The organism is Citrobacter sp. Cc139 (genome assembly GCF_030334645.1).
Lineage (GTDB): Bacteria > Pseudomonadota > Gammaproteobacteria > Enterobacterales > Enterobacteriaceae > Citrobacter > Citrobacter werkmanii.
In genome coordinates, this window is sequence record NZ_JAOWDM010000062.1 from 14,633 (window position 1) to 32,165 (window position 17,533).

Here is a 17,533-nt window from a genome sequence, read left to right on the forward strand (position 1 = left end):
TTCCTCTTCATGGAGTACGGCCCGGCTACAATGAACGGGTTAGATTTATCTTCCCCTTTCAGCACAAAGCGACATAAAGTCCCAATCTGTTAAATTGAGTTTTCCCTAACTGCTACACTGCATCAACACAACCACTCAGAAGGCAGGTCAACATGTCAGACAATACCTATCAGCCCGCGAAAGTCTGGACGTGGGAAAAATCGAACGGCGGCGCATTCGCCAATATCAACCGCCCGGTTTCCGGCGCCACCCATGAGAAAACGCTGCCGGTCGGCAAACATCCGCTGCAGCTCTATTCGCTGGGTACGCCAAACGGGCAAAAAGTGACGATTATGCTGGAGGAACTGCTGGCGCAGGGCGTCAAGGGCGCGGAATACGATGCATGGATTATCCGTATTGGCGATGGCGATCAGTTTTCCAGCGGCTTTGTTGAGGTGAATCCGAACTCGAAGATCCCTGCGCTGCGCGACCACTCGCAAAATCCGCCGGTTCGCGTTTTCGAGTCTGGCGCAATCCTGCTCTATCTGGCGGAAAAATATGGTTACTTCCTGCCGCAGGATTTGGCTAAACGTACTGAAACGCTGAACTGGTTGTTCTGGCTACAGGGTGCGGCCCCCTTCCTCGGCGGTGGTTTTGGTCACTTCTATAACTATGCGCCGGTAAAAATTGAGTACGCTATTAATCGCTTCACAATGGAAGCCAAGCGCCTGCTCGACGTGCTGGATAAGCAATTAGCGCAGCATCAGTTTGTGGCCGGAGATGAATACACTATTGCCGATATGGCGGTCTGGCCGTGGTTTGGCAATGTGGTTCTGGGCAACGTGTACGACGCGGCAGAGTTCCTTGACGCAGGAAGCTACAAGCACGTGCAGCGCTGGGCAAAAGAGATTGCAGCGCGTCCGGCGGTTAAGCGTGGCCGTATTGTAAACCGTACCAACGGGCCGCTGAACGAACAGCTTCATGAACGCCATGACGCCAGCGACTTCGATACCAATACCGAAGATAAGCGCCAGGGTTAACGTAAGATGCCGGATGGCGGCGCTAACGCCTTATCCGGCCTACATATAAGGCGCGGGCCTGATAAGCGCTGCGCCATCCGGCATAAAATCACGCGCTGGTGACGTCGTACTCCATACGGCGAAGTGCGTCTAACGTGGCTTTAGCTTCATCTTCATCAATGATGCTCATGGCGAACCCTACGTGCACCAGCACCCATTGCCCGACCAGCTCAGCTGTATCACCTTCACAAATCAGGGCAATATTGACATCACGTTTGATGCCGCACACTTCAACCTGCGCAAGCTGGTGAATATCTTCACCAACGGCCAGAACCTGACCAGGGACTCCAATACACATATCTGACTCCGCCCCATAGCAACCTATGGGTTATTCGACTTCAATACTTTTCACTTTCAGTGAATCGCCAGCATCAACCCGCAGACGATCGCCCTGACATAGTGGACACTGCGCATCATGCTGGGTGATTTCCACAACCTGACTGCAATCCCAGCACCACGCCTGGGCTGGTTTGTAATCAATATGCAGCTCACAACCCTGCGCCAGCGTACCCTGACAGACGATGTCGAAACTGAAACGGACGGCACTCTCCTCAACGCAGGAGAGTGCGCCAATTTCCAGCCAAACGCCGGTTACGCGTTTGACACCGTGCTGCTCTGCCTGCTGTTGAACAATCTCAACCGCGCTCTGACAAAGGGACAGCTCATGCATTTTCGCAGTTCCGACGACCCAGCAGCAGCGCGCGGCGATTTAGCTGCGGCGCATTCGGATCGCTCACCGGCAGCGATAACAGCATGCGCGCGCAATCATCAGCCAGACGGACACCTTCTTGCGCCGACATGCTGTGCGAAAGCGGCGACATCAGCGAACAAGAGAGGTATTGCGATACGCCCTCCAGTTCACCCACGGTAAAGGTCATTTCGCCATACGGCAGACGCAACCCGATTTTTTCGCTGACTTTACGCACCGGCCAGATCTGGTCCGGTCCGGGGAAAATCAGTGCGCTGAGCATCCAGGGTGTGATAACACACCCCGTCCACTGACCTTCAAACAGCGTAAAATCAGAGACATACACCGGCATATTCGGATGCAGGAAGGAAAGATCGTGCATTGAACGCCGGGCAATCTCTTCAAACGCCGCCTGAATTTGCGTCTTCGGGGCTGTCTGAAAACCGACAAACTCCTCAGACATGAGCCGCCTCCCGAGGGATCGCTTCAACACCTGATTCGCGAAGCGCGGCAAGAACCTGCTCAAGCGCAGGTTCAATCATGGCTTCAACCGTCGGCGTTAGCCCGATATGCGGTTCCAGCGATTCCGGAATAACACCGACTAACGTCAGCTTTTTCGGAAACTCGCCGGTGAAACGCAGGGCCGACAATACGTCGGCCAGGCCAAGCTGGTGCGGTGAGATTTTGTTCGTAAACAGCGCCGGAATTTCTTCATCCCGCAGGACCATCATCGTTCCCGGCGTGTTTTTCTTCGACACTATGGCGTCAGCAATGATCAGATGATCCCTGTTCGCCATATCGCCGAGAAGCTCCATCCCAGCCGTACCACCGTCCAGAACATCAACAAAGTCTGGCAGGATGTATCGTTGCTCTAACGCCTCAACGATACGCACCCCGATGGCTTCGTCGGTCAGCAAAATATTGCCGACCCCTAAGACTAATATCCGCATTACAGAACCTTAACTGAGACCACTTCGTTCCCGTCAACGTCCACCACATGCACCGCACATGACATACAAGGATCGAAGGAGTGAATGGTACGAACCACTTCCAGCGGTTTGTTTGGATCGGCGATTGGCGTGCCTACCAACGAGCGCTCATACGGTCCGACTTCATCGTTGAAGTTGCGTGGACCTGAGTTCCAGGTTGACGGAACAACCGCCTGGTAGTTGCTGATAATACCGTCTTTAATCACCATCCAGTGAGACAGCATACCGCGCGGCGCTTCGAGGAAACCAACGCCTTTAAATTCGCCCGTTGCCGGAATATCCGGTTTCACGAAGGTGGTGTGGTCGCCTTTACCAATGTTCACAATCAGCGCGTTGTACTGATCCTGCAGAACGTTCTGCAGTTCACAGCAGTGAACGGTACGGCCAATGATACGGCCCAGCGTTGAGTGCAGTTGCGACACTTCGATGGTTTTACCGGTCAGCTTGGTGTAAATCGCGATGATTTCATTCAGTTTGGCATGAGTAGACTCGCGTTTGGCCGCCAGTTTACACAGCATGTTGGCCAGCGGACCCACTTCAACCGTTTTACCGTAGAAGGTCGGCGCTTTAACCCAGGAGTATTTGCCGTCATCAGACCAGCCGGTGTAATCCGGAACCGTTGTACCTTCCCACGGAGCCTGCGGCGCTTCGTCTTTGTACCACGCGTGTTTCGCACTCTCCTGAATCCCTTTGATCAGGTATTCATCGGAGTGAGAGGTGATCGGACGATAGGTCGACAGATCTTCATTGGTGATGTAACCACCCGGGAACAGGAAGCTGCCGTTTTTACCGTCAGTCGGGAATTCCGGCGCGCTCAGGTAGTTAACCGCACCCTGACCACGTTCCAGCCACTCAGGGTAGAACGCAGCAATAACCGCGGTATCAACTTTGTAAACCTGCTCAACAAAGTCGCTCAGCTTATCGATGAAGGACTTGATGTACATCAGGCGCTCAAGGTTCAGCACGCCGAGGCCATCGAGGTTAATTGGGTTGGCAACCCCGCCTACCGCCAGGTTCTGGATATGCGGCGTTTTACCGCCCAACAGCGCGACAACGCGGTTGGCATCACGCTGGCATTCCAGCGCCTGCAGATAGTGAGCAACTGCAATCAGGTTCACTTCCGGCGGCAGCTGCATTGCCGGATGACCCCAGCAACCGTTGGCAAAAATGCCTAACTGACCGCTGGCGACAAGATCTTTGATCTTATTCTGAACCTTGGTGAACTCTTCCGTACTGTTCAGGTGCCAGGAGGACACACCGTTCAGCATCGCGGACGCTTTCGCTGGATCGGCTTTCAGCGCCGAGGTGATGTCCACCCAGTCCAGCGCCGAGAGCTGATAAAAGTGAACAATGTGGTCATGCGTGGTGTGCGCGGCCAGAATGATGTTACGGATATACTGTGCGTTCACCGGAACATCAATATTCAGCGCGCTTTCTGCTGCACGAACGGAAGAGATAGCGTGAGTGGTAGTACAAACGCCACAGATACGCTGAACAATCATCCAGGCATCGCGCGGATCGCGGTTTTTCACGATCTCTTCCATGCCGCGCCACATGGTACCGGAAGCCCATGCTTTAGATACCACGCCATTTTCAATTTCGCAGTCGATGCGTAAATGACCCTCAATACGGGTTACCGGATCAATAGTAATTCTCTGGCTCATGCTTTGCTCGCCTCATGACGATTTTGATCGTTTTGTTTTAAAGGAGGAAGTATCGGCAGTAGACGAATGAGTACGATGTATGCACAAATCTCAATAGCCACAAAACCAATAGAAATCAACAGTTCTTCCCAGGTTGGGAAGTAGTGGTAGCCACCACCAGGATTGAACGCAACCAGCGAATAGGACAGACGCCATGTTGCACAACCCAGCAATGCGCTCAGCGCGGACAGATACAGCATGCGTGAGTCATTACGCAGCTTAGTGACGCGCAGCACCACCAGCGGGAAGACCATCAGTACGACTTCAATCCAGAACATTACGGAGTAAAGATCGCCTGCAAACGCATAGGACAGTTTGTCGCGATAGATCAACTCGCCAAAGCGCAGAACCACGAAAATCGCCAGCAATATGCTGATGGTATTCGTCAGCTTGATGAACAAGCTTTTCTCGTCCGGACCGTTACCTTTCAGACCGGCTTGTACCAGTGAGCCTTCAAAGATGACGATCGAGAAACCCATAATAAAGGCGGTTAATACGGAGAAAAGCGGCAACATTTCATACGCTTGCCATAGCGGATGCACCTTATAACCCGCAGAAATCATCAATGAACCCATTGAAGACTGGTGCATGGTTGGCAGCAGCGCGCCGAGAGCGATAATAAAGAACATCACTTTATTCAAACGCTTGAGAGAGACTTTCCAACCCAGACGTTCAAACAGAGCCGGAGCAAATTCCAGCGCCATGACGCCGATATAGATGGTCATACAGACCGCCGTTTCGAACAATACCGAGTTCACGTTGAAGTGACCTGGAATGTAGAAATACGGCAGGTTCCAGTAACGACCGACGTCAATGGTGATCGACAGACCACCCAGCGAGTAGCCAAACAGGCTCGCCAGCAGCGCCGGACGCACCAACGGATGGTATTGCCCTCTGTTGAAAACATACACCGCCCATGCCAGCGCCCAACCGCCGCACGCGAAGCCAGTACCAATCAACAGGTCAAACGCGATCCATACACCCCATGGGAAACCGCCGTTCAGATCGGAGACTGAACCCAATCCGAAGACCAGACGTTTCACGATCAGGAGCATACACAGGACGATTAACGGCCCAAAAATAATGACCGGTTTGCTGATTATTTTTCCGCCCAGCGGTTTAGGATCATGACTCATGATCGTCTCCTCCGTCGTGATGGTCGTTTTTCGTGTTACGACGAACCAGCACGGTTAAGCCCGCCAGCGCAGCCAGGGGTAATATCATGCCCTTATACAGGGAATGTTGAACATGTTCAGAACGCGCACCGGTTGAAAGATCATCCAGTTTTGGCAGATCCAAATCCTCGTAAGGAACACCCGTCAGCACCATCACCTGCGTACCACCACCTTCCTTCTCACCGTACAGGTGTGGGTAGTACTTCGGTACCGTATGCAGATAGGTATCGCCCGCTTTCACCGTCTGACGCGGATAGTGGTATTCGCTGCCAGGCTTCAGCGCGAGACGTTTTTTCGCCTCAGCCATCAGCTCTTCACGCGTACCAAAAATCACCGCCCCGGCAGGACACACTTCAACACAACCCGGTAAACCGCCTTTATCCAGACGCTCAACGCCTTTCTGGTTACACAGTTCACATTTGTGAAGCGCGCCAAACGGGTTGTTGTAGTCGTACTTAGGCACGTTGTACGGACAGGCGACCATGCAATAGCGGCAACCTGTGCAGACATCTTTGTCATAGTGGACGATGCCGGTTTTCGGATCTTTCTTCAGTGCGGAGACCGGGCAAACGGAGACGCAGTTCGGATCGACACAGTGCATGCACTGTTTCTTAATGTATGCGTAGCCATTTTCTTCGTGGTCTTTGTTAACGCCTGTTCCGCTACGCCACACCTGGATGATGTTATTGGTATACGGCGACAGCTTGTCGTTGTTTGACCAGGTCTGCTCGCCTTCCGGGTTACGCGCCGGAAAGTTGATGTCCTGACACTTGGTGACACAGGCCTGGCAGCCCACGCATAGCGTCGAGTCATAGAGCATCCCAAGAGAACCCGGGATCGGCGGACGGTTTTCTGCAGCCGCATGGCTGATGGACGGCGCAGCGCCCAACAGCAATGCCCCGCTGGAGGCTGCTTTAATAAAGTTACGTCTGTTCACGGTTATTCTCCCCGTGAGTCAGCGTTATCTTTCTTCTGCTGACGACCCAGTTCACGAACCGCCATCACGCTGACGCCGGCGACCAGCCCTACCACGCCACCAAGCAGCCCAATCGCGCCGGCAGAGACATTGCCACCTTCTTTCATGTTGACATCAGGTTTCTCGGAGCGCGGGGTTTGGTTTTCCACATGAGCAAGCTGGTGAATACCTTTATGGAAACCAACGCCTTCTTCGTTACAGCCGTAGCAAGGGTGACCGATAGCCACCGGCCACACGCCGCCAACATCGCAGAATTGCAGCGTTGAGCAGTTGCCGTAGGTTTCGGGTCCTTTACAGCCCAGATGGTAGAGACACCAGCCTTCACGGTGGCCTTCATCGCCAAACTCTTTCGCAAAGCGGCCAGCATCGAAGTGCGGGCGACGCTCGCAATGTTCGTGAATCAAACGGCCATAGGCGAATGTTGGACGGTTTTTGGTATCCAGCTTCGGCGGCTTACCGTAAGTGATGATATGCGCGACCGTTGCCAGGAAGTTATGCGGGTTCGGCGGACAGCCGGGAATGTTGATGATGGTTTTGCCTGGCAGAACTTCCTGCAAGCCGACTGCACCCGTTGGGTTAACGCCAGCGGCAGCAACACCACCCCACGCGGCGCAAGAGCCAATGGCAATGATAGCGGCTGCGCCTTCAGCGGCCCGGCGGATATGATCCACGATCGGCTCACCGGCAACCATGCAGTAAATACCATTATCTTTCAGTGGGATAGAACCATCCACAACCAAAACATATTGCCCTTTGTACTTCTCCAGAGCGTTATGTTTATTCTCTTCAACCTGATGGCCGAAGGCGGCAGAGAGTACCTCGTGGTATTCCAGAGAGATTGTCTCCAGGACGAGGTTTTCCACTGTAGGGTGTGTCGCGCGAAGCAGCGATTCAGTACAACCCGTACACTCCTGAGCACCAATCCAGATAACCGGTGGGCGCTGAGGGCGGGAAACTGATTCGGCCATTTCTGCGGCGGCTTTGCTACTGAGCCCCATGGTGGCGGCCAGTGCTGCACAAAGCTTCATGAAATCGCGGCGATTGATGCCGCTCGAATTGATGAGAGAGTTATCTCCAGTCATTTTATAGTTATTCCGTTGCGAAGACCTGGCTTTTTATTTTGCACCATTCGCATGTTGCATATTGCGATCGGCGCGCCATTTACCACACTTTTTATATGGTTATGTGCGATATAATACTTCGACGGAGCAACAAAACGAAGGCGTAGGTCAATAGTGTAATTAATTAAAGCAAGATAATACCCCTTTCGGATCAAGCTTCGAGCCGATAGCCGGCCATGAAAAAGCGAATTGTTGTACTGGACTGGTTCTCTTTAAAGAAATCCATCACCATCTCCTTATCCAGTCCATAGCGACGCGTCAGGATGCCCGCTTCCCACGCGCTGAGCTGTCGATCGCCTGTTTTTTCAAACATTCGATGTGAAAACCCCAGTACAAAACCGCGTTTATAATCCGCGCAAAAATGCGCCACCGAGCGTGCGCTATCCGCATTTTCCGCGTTTAATCCGGCCATCAGGCCTTTACCAAAATGGTTGTCCATGCATAACCCCCAATCGCTATATAATAAATTATATAGCGATTTTTTAAGCAAAGACCAGAGGTATCAGGGACTTTTTTGTGCCAGCTTAAAACGACACCCAGTCATCCGTTTTAGCTGTTGCAGAGGTTTTGCGTTCTGCTGAAGGGGAAGCGGTCGCAGTGGCAGTGTATTGCACGTCGTTAGCTGATAGACGGAACTGTTGCACCGAACGTTGCAGATCTTCCGTTTGCCGTTCCAGCGCGACTGCCGCGGCGGAAACCTGTTCGACAAGCGCGGCGTTCTGTTGCGTAACGCTGTCCATCTGCGTGATCGCCACGCTTACCTGTGAGATGCCTTTGTTCTGTTCTTCCGAAGCAGAGGCGATTTGTTTCATGATGGTGGTGACTTCTGTCGCGCCGCGCAGAATCGCCTCCATCGTTAATCCGGTCTCTTTAACCAGACGAGCACCCTGATCGACACGACGCGACGATTCGCCGATCAGCGTCTCAATCTCTTTTGCCGCTCCGGCGCTACGGCTGGCAAGGTTACGCACCTCACCGGCAACCACGGCAAAACCGCGCCCCTGCTCGCCCGCTCTGGCCGCTTCAACCGCCGCGTTAAGCGCCAGAATATTGGTCTGGAAAGCAATGCTGTTAATCACAGAGGTAATTTCCGCGATCTGTTTAGAACTGGCGGCAATGCCGTCCATGGTCTCAACTACTTCTGAAACCAACGAGCTGCCTTTACCTGCCGTTTCTGTCGCCGTATCGGCCAGTTGGCTGGCCTCACGCGCATTTTCGGCGTTCAGTTTTACCGTTGCGGTCAGCTGCTCCATGCTGGCTGCGGTCTCTTCCAGCGCCGCAGCCTGCTCTTCAGTACGTGAGGAGAGGTCGTTATTACCGGTGGAAATTTCCGTCGCTCCTCGCCAGATATTGTCACTACCAGAACGAATGGTACTCACGGCTTCGCGCAGGCTGTCCTGCATCGCGCACAGTAATGGCACCAGTTGGCCCACGCAGTTACGACCAAAATCTTCAATAGAATGGCTGAGATCGCCCTGCGCAATTTGTTGAAATTGTTGGCGAATACGTCCCAGAGGTTTCACCATCATGGCGACGAGGTAGCGGTCGGTAAAGAACAGGAGCGCAATACCGAGGATTACGGCGGTGATAATTAGCGTCCGGATGATAGACGTTTTGCCATCGACCATAACGCGGGTGGTATCGAGCCTTTCACCCGCAGTGGTGTTAAAACGCTCAGCACTGGCGCCAAATTCACGGCTCAAGGCTGGCGTAACGGTGCTGGCATGCTCCGCAAAGGCCGTGAGCGTGCCCTGCTGAGCCAGTTGCATTTGTGGGATAACGCCGTTATCCAGCAGCGCCTGCCACTTGGTCAGCACCGCCGCGGCGACTTCCGGATCCATGGGGCCGGGAGACAATGTTTTCATCTCCTGGAGTTTTTTACTCATATTGTCCAGGGACTGTTGCGCTGGCGCAAAATCCGGCGTTCCGCCGCTCATTTTGACATCCATTGCGCGACTTAACCGCGTCACAAAACGAAAATACTGATCGTTACCCTGGCTGAGAACAGTCATCTGATGGACGAGATGACGGTCAATATCATTCCCTTCTGATATTTTTGATAAAGAATGAAGACTGAATAAACCCACGCCCGACCACAGCAGGCAAAAAAGTCCCAGTATTGCCAACATGACAATACGAATAGTGAAGTTTTTCAGCAAACCCATAATAATTTCCTTGCCGTTGATGAGGAATTCGCCATCAGGCGATACTTATCCTTGTTATCGGCAGGCGGTAGAGAAGATATAATGCGTTCTTTATTTTTTTACTTTCTTAAGTCCAGGCCATATCTCTCCAGATGATATCAACATGAATGCTAATGAAATTAGCTAGCATTATTATTCAGATAACTCACCTAAATTATTTAATAATGCTTTGTTTTTTATCGTAAATATTTATTAAACCCTGCAAGAGTGCGCTCCCAGGATAAATCAGAGTCAGTATTATCATAATGAGAGGTCGGATCATTATGAAAGCCGTGATTAACGCAGGGAGATATATAGCCTTCTCACGCGGGTCTCCTTCAATAACTCGCGTAACGAATTCTGCCCAGTTTTTCATCCCAGTGTGACCTGTGAACGGAATATTCACCGAGAACCCGCTAGAATAGAAACGCTGTTTCGAAATTCACCTGCACTAAGGAGATCTCATGGCCTGGTTTGCCAATCCTGAACGTTACGAGCAGATGCTCTATCGCTACTGTGGACGCAGCGGTTTACGCTTACCCGCGCTGTCGCTGGGTTTGTGGCACAGTTTTGGGCACGTTCAGGCGCTGGAGTCACAGCGCGCCCTGCTGCGTAAAGCCTTTGATTTAGGCATCACCCATTTTGATTTGGCCAATAACTATGGGCCGCCTCCAGGCAGCGCAGAAGAGAATTTTGGCCGTTTACTGCGCGAGGATTTTGCACAATACCGAGATGAGCTGATCATCTCCACCAAGGCGGGCTATGACATGTGGCCAGGGCCATACGGTTCTGGTGGTTCGCGTAAATACCTGCTTGCCAGCCTCGACCAGAGTCTGCAACGCATGGGTCTCGACTATGTCGATATCTTCTACTCGCACCGCGTGGACGAAAATACGCCAATGGAAGAGACCGCCTCAGCGCTGGCCCATGCGGTGCAAAGCGGTAAAGCGCTGTATGTCGGCATTTCATCCTATTCCCCGGAACGAACGCAAAAGATGGCCGAACTGCTGCGGGAATGGAAAATTCCACTTCTTATCCACCAACCCTCTTACAACCTGCTTAATCGCTGGGTAGACAGCAGTGGCTTGCTGGATACGCTGGAAGCTAACGGCATGGGCTGCATTGCCTTTACGCCGCTGGCCCAGGGACTGCTGACAGGGAAATACCTCAACGGCATCCCGGAAGGTTCACGTATGCAGCGTGAAGGGAAAAAAGTCCGTGGGCTAACAGAAAATATGCTGACGGAAGAAAACCTTAGCAGCCTGCGTTTGCTCAATGAGATGGCGCAACAGCGCGGACAGTCGATGGCGCAAATGGCTTTAAGCTGGCTGCTAAAAGACAACCGGGTCACTTCGGTATTAATTGGCGCCAGCCGACCGGAGCAACTGGAAGAAAACGTTCAGGCATTGGCTAATCTGACGTTCAGCGCCGAAGAACTGGCGCAGATCGATAAACACGTCGCTGATGGCGAGCTGAACCTGTGGCAAGCCTCATCTGACAAATAGCCGTTCGTCACTCCGTGCCGGGTAGCCATGTAGATCTACCCGGCCATGGTAACGCGCCATGACCTTATACTTCTTCTGCTTTGAGCTGTGGACGCTGGTATTCCGGCCACACCAGCGCGACGAGCGCAGGGTAAGCCTCCAGGCTGAACTCCCTGAAGCACTGACGTAAGTTGAGCACATCCAGATCGGCATGCGGGACCTTCTCCCCGCTGAGACAGCGTTTTTTTATATTGTCGTAATATTTATACACTGCAGAGTTAAGGTCGCTACAGCGCCGCTGCGCATCAAATAAGCCAGGCGTCTCATTCAGCTCCGCCATCGTCATCCGTTTGATCGTCGAGTGGATAAAATCGATATATTCGTGATTAACCCGCCAATACCATACCGGGGTAATCGAATTCATCAATACAGAAAAATGATCTTCACCCTCTTCTTTACTCAAGATTTCCGGCTGGTGTCCAGCGTTACCATTTTCTGCATAGCGGTTTTTATTTGCGCTGCGCATCAACAAAAGCACCCCGCAGGTAAGCAATAGCAGGGTAATAACAGAATAAAATATACTGTTCATATACTGGCTCCATTTTTTTTGATTTTAAAATTACGCCATGCTATTGTCAACGCAGCCTGACATATTAAAAACAATACAGTATTGGCATCAAAGGATATTTCAACATGCTTCCCGAGCATCTTGTTCCCGCGCATTATCATTTATCTCAAACATCGACTAATACCTTCCCCACAGAAAACAGTGAAAATTTGACTCAGGGAAAGAGAACATTAAGCGATTATGAAGCAGATATTTTGATCAGCGCTACAGCGACCGGCCAGGCGCGCAATATGTTGTTTGAAGAGTGCGACCGTCATTTAAAAGAGCGTTTGTTTTGCGCGGCAAAGATTGAGTCATTCACGCGCTTGCTCAATTCATTGCAAGCAGAAGGCGACATTAATGCACAAGAATTAAGTAAAATTTTGACCGAAAAAACAGCCATCATTAATGAGCAAGGCAATAAAATTTGGCTTAATTTAATTACCCGCGAATCCAGCGATCCTATTTTTTATTCTCTGGAAGAGAAATAAAATGAAAGATGTTGAGGATAATAATGTTTATTTGGCTTTAGATGACCATAAAAGTGATGAGTTTGTCTTAAAGCAGAATTTAGCCATCCTGATTGCCAATAAAAACGCAACACTGGAAAGCGTTGCCCAGGAAATGGTTTCTATACCCGCCGCGCTGGTGCGGATGAAATGGCAAAATCGCCGTGAAATTTATGCGCTACAGGCGAAAGAAGAGATCTATGGCGCCGCGATTGAGGCCATCATAGCCCAACAACCCGAACTGCGGGATAAAATCATGGCCCGGCTGGAGAGCACCTACCAGCATATACTCGCGCGAGAAACGGCCACCTTACGCCTGACGCGCAAGCTGTCCGAAGGCAGCTACGAACCGACCAGGATAACCACGGTCGCGTTAGATGAAAACAGATAAGAACAGGTTTGTGGGGCGTGGAATCAGGATAAGCAGGCCGGGTAGGTGAAAACCACTACCCGGCGAGAAAGTTACTTCGCTTTCACGGTCTCTTCACCGACCAGACCAATCTTCAGAAAACCCGCCTGATGCAGCGAGTCCATTACCTTCATCATGGTTTCATAATCGACGGTCTTATCCGCGCGGAAGAAAATTGTGGTGTCTTTCTTCCCTTCTGTCAGCGTATTGAGCTCGCTAATCATGGTTTCATCCGTCACCTGATTATTGCCGATAAACATACTCTTATCGGCTTTGACTGACAGATAAACCGGTTTTTCGGGACGCGGCTGCGGCGTACTGGTGGAGGCAGGGAGATTCACCTTCACATCTACTGTTGCCAGCGGCGCGGCCACCATAAAGATGATCAATAAAACCAACATAACGTCGATAAACGGCGTCACGTTGATTTCATGCATTTCACCGTTATCGTCCAGGTTTTCATTAAAGCTCATTGCCATGGAACATTACCCTACACGTAATTTCTGCGCAGCGCGTACCGGATGCGCGGAGGCGCTGGCGTTCAGGTCCAGATCGCGGCTTTGCAGCAACAGCACCTGCGCCGCGACATCGCCCAGCATCGCTTTATAGCTGCCAATCTGACGTGCGAAAATATTGTAGATGACGACCGCAGGAATCGCCGCAACCAGACCAATAGCGGTCGCTAACAGCGCTTCTGCAATACCCGGCGCAACAACGGCCAGGTTGGTGGTTTGGGTTTGTGCGATCCCGATGAAGCTGTTCATGATGCCCCATACCGTACCGAACAGACCCACGAATGGCGAGATTGCCCCGATGGTGGCCAGGTATCCGTTACCGCGTCCCATATGACGACCTACTGCCGCCACACGACGCTCCAGACGGAAACCGGTGCGCTCTTTAATACCTTCGTTGTCGTCACTGCCTTCCGACAGTTCCAGCTCGTTCTGCGCTTCATAAATCAACTGTGCGCCAAGGCTTTTAGCATCGAATCCTGCGGCAATCTCGTTTGCCTGGTCTAAAGAGCGGGCATCCGCCAGCAGTTGCTGTTCACGCTTAAGACGGCGTTTCTGAGTAAAGAACTCAAGGCTCTTACTAAAGAAGATAGCCCAGGTGACCACTGACGCTAAAATCAGCCCAATCATCACGCACTTAACCACGATATCGGCGTGCTGATACATACCCCAGACGGAAAGGTCCGTCTGCATCAAATTATTACCCACTCTGTATCTCCAGGACGCAAATCACAAAATCTAAGCGTAATCATATCAAAACAACGTCGAATTGATAGTCGTTCTCATTACTATTTACATATTGCCGCACCTTTGGTTTCTTTTCCTTGCGCTTACGCAGTAAAAAAGTCACCAGAAGCATTTTGAGATTATTTTCTACTGTATGACCTTTCTGCAGGATGCGTCATCTTTGATTCATGGTAGTTTAGACATCCAGACGTATAAAAACAGGTAATACACCATGGCAGATAAACAACTTGAAACCAAACTCGTGCACGCAGGACGGAGTAAAAAGTACACGCTGGGCTCGGTAAATAGCGTGATCCAGCGCGCTTCTTCGCTGGTGTTTGACAGCGTTGAGGCAAAAAAGCAGGCCACGCGCAACCGTGCTAACGGTGCGCTTTTCTACGGACGTCGTGGAACCCTGACGCATTTTTCGCTGCAGGAAGCCATGTGCGCACTGGAAGGCGGCGCGGGCTGCGCGTTGTTCCCTTGCGGCGCGGCAGCCGTTGCCAACACCATCCTTGCCTTTGTGGAACAAGGCGATCATGTGTTGATGACCAATACCGCCTATGAACCCAGCCAGGACTTCTGCACCAAAATTCTCGGCAAACTAGGCGTCTCAACGGGCTGGTTTGATCCGCTGGTTGGTGCCGATATTGTGAAGCACATTCAGCCGAACACCAAAGTTGTCTTTCTGGAATCACCCGGCTCCGTCACCATGGAGGTACATGATGTGCCGGCAATTGTAGCCGCCGTCAGAAGCGTTGCGCCTGATGCAGTCATCATAATTGATAACACCTGGGCTGCCGGCGTGCTGTTCAAGGCGCTGGATTTCGGTATCGATATCTCGATTCAGGCGGGTACGAAATACCTGATTGGTCATTCCGACGGCATGGTCGGCACAGCGGTATCCAATGCCCGTTGCTGGGATCAACTGCGCGAAAATGCCTATCTGATGGGACAAATGCTCGACGCCGATACCGCCTATATGACCAGCCGTGGATTACGCACGCTGAGCGTACGCTTACGCCAGCATCATGAAAGCAGCTTAAAGGTCGCCGAGTGGCTGTCCAACCACCCACAGGTCGCCCGCGTTAATCACCCGGCGCTGCCCGGCAGTAAAGGCCATGAATTCTGGAAACGTGATTTTACCGGCAGCAGCGGGCTATTCTCCTTTGTATTGAATAAGAAGCTAAATAATGAAGAGTTAGCCGCGTATCTGGATCACTTCAGCCTGTTCAGCATGGCCTACTCCTGGGGCGGTTTTGAGTCGCTGATTCTCGCCAACCAGCCGGAGCACATTGCGGCAATCCGTCCGCAAGGCGAGGTGGACTTCAGCGGAACGCTTATCCGTTTGCATATCGGTTTAGAGAATGTTGACGATCTGATTGCCGATTTAGCCGCAGGATTTGCCCGAATCGAGTAACATTGCCATAGATGGACATATATGCAGACACTTCTGGTGGAAAAGTCTGCAATTGTTGCGTCCGGGATCAAGGCATCCCGGACAATTCAGGAGTACAATCCACACATAAACGCTGTTCCACAGGAAAGTCCATGGTAGTTATTCAAGATATTGTCTCCGCGCTCTGGCAACACGACTTTGCCGCGCTGGCGGATCCACACGTTGTGAGCGTGGTGTACTTCGTCATGTTCGCCACACTGTTTTTAGAAAATGGCCTGCTGCCCGCCTCCTTTTTACCCGGAGACAGCCTGTTATTGCTGGCTGGGGCGCTGATCGCCCAGGACGTGATGAGTTTTTTACCTACCATAGCTATTCTGACCGCCGCCGCCAGCCTGGGCTGCTGGCTCAGTTACATTCAGGGACGCTGGCTGGGCAACACACGAACGGTAAAAGGCTGGCTGGCGCAATTACCTGAAAAATATCATCAGCGCGCCACCTGCATGTTTGACCAACACGGCCTGATGGCGCTGCTGGCCGGGCGCTTCCTGGCGTTCGTACGCACCTTGCTGCCGACCATGGCGGGAATTTCAGGGTTGCCCAACCGTCGATTCCAGTTTTTTAACTGGTTGAGCGGCCTGCTGTGGGTCACCGTCGTCACCAGCTTTGGCTACGCGCTGAGCATGATCCCGTTCGTTAAACGCCATGAAGATCAGGTGATGACCTTTTTAATGATCCTACCGATTGCCCTGTTAACCGCAGGTCTGTTGGGAACCCTGTTCGTGGTGATTAAAAAAAAATACTGTAGCGCCTGAGTCGCATCCGTAGGCCGGATAATCTCCGGCATTTTGCCTTATGGCGCGCAGCTTTAAGGCCTACGGTGTACCTTTCAGACGGACAAGAAATCAACTCCCCTGCATCATCCGAATTCTGGCCGCATCTTCCCCCGGCGTCACGCCAAAGAAACGTTTGAACTCCCGGCTAAACTGCGATGCGCTCTCATAGCCGACGCGCATGGCTGCCGCACTGGCCTTCATCCCGTCATGAATCATCATCATCCGCGCTTTATGCAGACGATAGCTTTTAAGATATTGCAGCGGCGACGTGCTGGTCACCGCTTTAAAATTATGATGAAACGCCGACACGCTCATGTTCGCCTCTGCCGCCAGCTGTTCTACATTGAGATTTTCGGTGTATTTGGTTTCAATCCGCTTCAGCACCCGGCTTATCAAGCTGAAATGCGTCTGACGACTGACCAGCGCAAGTAACGCGCCGCCGCGCGGCCCGGTCAGCACATGGTAGAGGATCTCGCGAATGATCTGTTTGCCGAGAATACGCGCATCCAGCGGGCGTTCCATCACATCCAACAGGCGCTCAGCGGCGCAGAGAATTTCGTCTGAAAGCGTCGCGGAGTTAATTCCACTGGCCGCCATGGCAGGCTGAAACAGCTCATCTTCTCCAATGTCCATCAACAGCTCCTGCAATTGCAGGATATCGACATTCAGATAAATTCCGGCCAACGGAACCTCCGGTGTCGCATACGTTTCACATTCAAAGGGTAAAGGTACGGTTAGCAGCAAGTATTCATTGGCGTCATAACGAAATACACGTTCATTGATATAACCAATTTTATGTCCAGAGAAGAGAAATATGATGCCTGGCTGATACATGACCGGTGTGCGCGCCGCTGGCTCCGTTCCGTGCAGCAGGCGGACATCTGGCAGCAATGCACTGAGTTTATTTTCATTATTTTTCAGCTGCTTAATTTTATCTGTCAGCAGAAGGCAGATCTCTTCACGGTTCATAAAGCACCATTTCATCATCGGTTTGCGACCCTGACATAATGCGCAGATTTATCCGTTTTCTCCAGTAATCTGTAGAAATGGGCAAGACATCGGCAGAAATGAGCATTGAGAGCAGCGCGGCTGGCGACCACAATGTTCATCATCCGGCAGACACTCTCCTGCCCTCTTTTTTACCCACACAAGGGAACGAGT

The 17,533-nt window shown here is 51.8% G+C and carries 20 protein-coding genes; 6 read left to right on the forward strand and 14 right to left on the reverse strand.

The window, feature by feature from the left end:
- Nucleotides 1-152 precede the first annotated feature (152 nt).
- A complete protein-coding gene (gene yghU / locus OGV69_RS03600; protein WP_038633828.1) occupies nt 153-1,019 on the forward strand; it encodes a glutathione-dependent disulfide-bond oxidoreductase in 867 nt (288 codons plus the stop codon).
- A gap of 88 nt (nt 1,020-1,107) precedes the next feature.
- Here yghU and hybG read toward each other — a convergent pair whose 3' ends face one another.
- The 10 genes from hybG to OGV69_RS03650 all read right to left on the reverse strand — a co-directional run bounded on the left by hybG (nt 1,108) and on the right by OGV69_RS03650 (nt 9,875).
- On the reverse strand, nt 1,108-1,356 hold the full coding sequence (gene hybG / locus OGV69_RS03605; protein ID WP_003024459.1) for a hydrogenase maturation factor HybG: 249 nt from the start codon (nt 1,354-1,356) through the stop codon (nt 1,108-1,110).
- Nucleotides 1,357-1,386: 30 nt separating this feature from the next.
- On the reverse strand, nt 1,387-1,728 hold the full coding sequence (gene hypA / locus OGV69_RS03610) for a hydrogenase maturation nickel metallochaperone HypA (RefSeq protein WP_003828349.1): 342 nt from the start codon (nt 1,726-1,728) through the stop codon (nt 1,387-1,389).
- Nucleotides 1,721-2,209 (reverse strand): hydrogenase-2 assembly chaperone, encoded by a 489-nt coding sequence (gene hybE / locus OGV69_RS03615; protein WP_038633834.1) that lies wholly within the window; start codon nt 2,207-2,209, stop codon nt 1,721-1,723. The genes hypA and hybE overlap by 8 nt, the downstream gene beginning before the upstream one ends.
- A complete protein-coding gene (locus OGV69_RS03620; RefSeq protein ID WP_032944999.1) occupies nt 2,202-2,696 on the reverse strand; it encodes a HyaD/HybD family hydrogenase maturation endopeptidase in 495 nt (164 codons plus the stop codon). The genes hybE and OGV69_RS03620 overlap by 8 nt, the downstream gene beginning before the upstream one ends.
- Entirely contained in the window at nt 2,696-4,399 is a 1,704-nt protein-coding gene (gene hybC / locus OGV69_RS03625; RefSeq protein WP_038633838.1) for a hydrogenase 2 large subunit, read from the reverse strand. Before hybC ends, OGV69_RS03620 begins: the two co-directional genes overlap by 1 nt.
- On the reverse strand, nt 4,396-5,574 hold the full coding sequence (hybB, locus tag OGV69_RS03630; protein WP_038633842.1) for a Ni/Fe-hydrogenase cytochrome b subunit: 1,179 nt from the start codon (nt 5,572-5,574) through the stop codon (nt 4,396-4,398). Before hybB ends, hybC begins: the two co-directional genes overlap by 4 nt.
- Nucleotides 5,564-6,550 carry a hydrogenase 2 operon protein HybA gene (hybA, locus tag OGV69_RS03635; protein ID WP_069324338.1) on the reverse strand — a complete coding sequence of 329 codons (987 nt, stop codon included), beginning with the start codon at nt 6,548-6,550 and terminating at the stop codon, nt 5,564-5,566. Before hybA ends, hybB begins: the two co-directional genes overlap by 11 nt.
- Before the next feature lie 2 nt (nt 6,551-6,552).
- On the reverse strand, nt 6,553-7,671 hold the full coding sequence (hybO, locus tag OGV69_RS03640; protein ID WP_003024486.1) for a hydrogenase 2 small subunit: 1,119 nt from the start codon (nt 7,669-7,671) through the stop codon (nt 6,553-6,555).
- 190 nt (nt 7,672-7,861) lie between these two features.
- Complete coding sequence (locus OGV69_RS03645) at nt 7,862-8,149, reverse strand: DUF2623 family protein (protein ID WP_038633845.1); 288 nt, start codon at nt 8,147-8,149, stop codon at nt 7,862-7,864.
- 85 nt (nt 8,150-8,234) lie between these two features.
- On the reverse strand, nt 8,235-9,875 hold the full coding sequence (locus OGV69_RS03650; protein WP_038633848.1) for a methyl-accepting chemotaxis protein: 1,641 nt from the start codon (nt 9,873-9,875) through the stop codon (nt 8,235-8,237).
- Nucleotides 9,876-10,357: 482 nt separating this feature from the next.
- On the opposite strand from OGV69_RS03650, the gene OGV69_RS03660 reads away from it, so the two are divergent.
- Entirely contained in the window at nt 10,358-11,398 is a 1,041-nt protein-coding gene (locus OGV69_RS03660; protein WP_042310975.1) for an aldo/keto reductase, read from the forward strand.
- Between the two features lie 64 nt (nt 11,399-11,462).
- Here the strand turns inward: OGV69_RS03660 and OGV69_RS03665 are convergent, their stop codons facing one another.
- Nucleotides 11,463-11,966: an ESA_00282 family adhesion-associated protein gene (locus tag OGV69_RS03665; protein ID WP_038633854.1), complete on the reverse strand. Its 504-nt coding sequence runs from the start codon at nt 11,964-11,966 to the stop codon at nt 11,463-11,465.
- A 104-nt stretch (nt 11,967-12,070) separates the two neighbouring features.
- Here OGV69_RS03665 and OGV69_RS03670 point away from each other — a divergent pair, with 104 nt between their 5' ends.
- Together OGV69_RS03670 and OGV69_RS03675 are read left to right on the forward strand one after the other, a co-directional pair.
- Nucleotides 12,071-12,475, forward strand: coding sequence for a hypothetical protein (locus OGV69_RS03670; RefSeq protein ID WP_038633858.1), 405 nt, complete (start codon nt 12,071-12,073; stop codon nt 12,473-12,475).
- Nucleotide 12,476: 1 nt separating this feature from the next.
- Nucleotides 12,477-12,884, forward strand: coding sequence for a hypothetical protein (locus OGV69_RS03675; protein WP_038633861.1), 408 nt, complete (start codon nt 12,477-12,479; stop codon nt 12,882-12,884).
- A 71-nt stretch (nt 12,885-12,955) separates the two neighbouring features.
- Here OGV69_RS03675 and exbD read toward each other — a convergent pair whose 3' ends face one another.
- A complete protein-coding gene (gene exbD / locus OGV69_RS03680; protein WP_038633864.1) occupies nt 12,956-13,381 on the reverse strand; it encodes a TonB system transport protein ExbD in 426 nt (141 codons plus the stop codon).
- 6 nt (nt 13,382-13,387) lie between these two features.
- Nucleotides 13,388-14,122 carry a tol-pal system-associated acyl-CoA thioesterase gene (gene exbB / locus OGV69_RS03685; RefSeq protein ID WP_061382446.1) on the reverse strand — a complete coding sequence of 245 codons (735 nt, stop codon included), beginning with the start codon at nt 14,120-14,122 and terminating at the stop codon, nt 13,388-13,390.
- A gap of 250 nt (nt 14,123-14,372) precedes the next feature.
- On the opposite strand from exbB, the gene metC reads away from it, so the two are divergent.
- Together metC and yghB are read left to right on the forward strand one after the other, a co-directional pair.
- On the forward strand, nt 14,373-15,560 hold the full coding sequence (gene metC / locus OGV69_RS03690; protein ID WP_069324341.1) for a cystathionine beta-lyase: 1,188 nt from the start codon (nt 14,373-14,375) through the stop codon (nt 15,558-15,560).
- 131 nt (nt 15,561-15,691) lie between these two features.
- On the forward strand, nt 15,692-16,351 hold the full coding sequence (gene yghB / locus OGV69_RS03695) for a DedA family general envelope maintenance protein YghB (protein ID WP_003024510.1): 660 nt from the start codon (nt 15,692-15,694) through the stop codon (nt 16,349-16,351).
- Nucleotides 16,352-16,441: 90 nt separating this feature from the next.
- On the opposite strand, the gene OGV69_RS03700 is transcribed toward yghB, so the two are convergent.
- Nucleotides 16,442-17,341, reverse strand: a complete 900-nt coding sequence (locus OGV69_RS03700; protein ID WP_069324424.1) for an AraC family transcriptional regulator — start codon at nt 17,339-17,341, stop codon at nt 16,442-16,444.
- Nucleotides 17,342-17,533 lie beyond the last annotated feature (192 nt).

What these genes read in the sequence shown, in the direction of transcription:
- yghU (WP_038633828.1), top strand. Translation starts at nt 153, where the DNA reads ATGTCAGACAATACCTATCAGCCCGCGAAAGTCTGGACGTGGGAAAAA.
- hybG (WP_003024459.1), bottom strand. Translation starts at nt 1,356, where the DNA reads ATGTGTATTGGAGTCCCTGGTCAGGTTCTGGCCGTTGGTGAAGATATT.
- hybO (WP_003024486.1), bottom strand. Translation starts at nt 7,671, where the DNA reads ATGACTGGAGATAACTCTCTCATCAATTCGAGCGGCATCAATCGCCGC.
- OGV69_RS03645 (WP_038633845.1), bottom strand. Translation starts at nt 8,149, where the DNA reads ATGGACAACCATTTTGGTAAAGGCCTGATGGCCGGATTAAACGCGGAA.
- exbD (WP_038633864.1), bottom strand. Translation starts at nt 13,381, where the DNA reads ATGGCAATGAGCTTTAATGAAAACCTGGACGATAACGGTGAAATGCAT.
- OGV69_RS03665 (WP_038633854.1), bottom strand. Translation starts at nt 11,966, where the DNA reads ATGAACAGTATATTTTATTCTGTTATTACCCTGCTATTGCTTACCTGC.
- OGV69_RS03670 (WP_038633858.1), top strand. Translation starts at nt 12,071, where the DNA reads ATGCTTCCCGAGCATCTTGTTCCCGCGCATTATCATTTATCTCAAACA.
- hybB (WP_038633842.1), bottom strand. Translation starts at nt 5,574, where the DNA reads ATGAGTCATGATCCTAAACCGCTGGGCGGAAAAATAATCAGCAAACCG.
- hybC (WP_038633838.1), bottom strand. Translation starts at nt 4,399, where the DNA reads ATGAGCCAGAGAATTACTATTGATCCGGTAACCCGTATTGAGGGTCAT.
- OGV69_RS03650 (WP_038633848.1), bottom strand. Translation starts at nt 9,875, where the DNA reads ATGGGTTTGCTGAAAAACTTCACTATTCGTATTGTCATGTTGGCAATA.
- metC (WP_069324341.1), top strand. Translation starts at nt 14,373, where the DNA reads ATGGCAGATAAACAACTTGAAACCAAACTCGTGCACGCAGGACGGAGT.
- hybE (WP_038633834.1), bottom strand. Translation starts at nt 2,209, where the DNA reads ATGTCTGAGGAGTTTGTCGGTTTTCAGACAGCCCCGAAGACGCAAATT.
- yghB (WP_003024510.1), top strand. Translation starts at nt 15,692, where the DNA reads ATGGTAGTTATTCAAGATATTGTCTCCGCGCTCTGGCAACACGACTTT.
- OGV69_RS03675 (WP_038633861.1), top strand. Translation starts at nt 12,477, where the DNA reads ATGAAAGATGTTGAGGATAATAATGTTTATTTGGCTTTAGATGACCAT.
- OGV69_RS03700 (WP_069324424.1), bottom strand. Translation starts at nt 17,341, where the DNA reads ATGAACCGTGAAGAGATCTGCCTTCTGCTGACAGATAAAATTAAGCAG.
- OGV69_RS03620 (WP_032944999.1), bottom strand. Translation starts at nt 2,696, where the DNA reads ATGCGGATATTAGTCTTAGGGGTCGGCAATATTTTGCTGACCGACGAA.
- hypA (WP_003828349.1), bottom strand. Translation starts at nt 1,728, where the DNA reads ATGCATGAGCTGTCCCTTTGTCAGAGCGCGGTTGAGATTGTTCAACAG.
- OGV69_RS03660 (WP_042310975.1), top strand. Translation starts at nt 10,358, where the DNA reads ATGGCCTGGTTTGCCAATCCTGAACGTTACGAGCAGATGCTCTATCGC.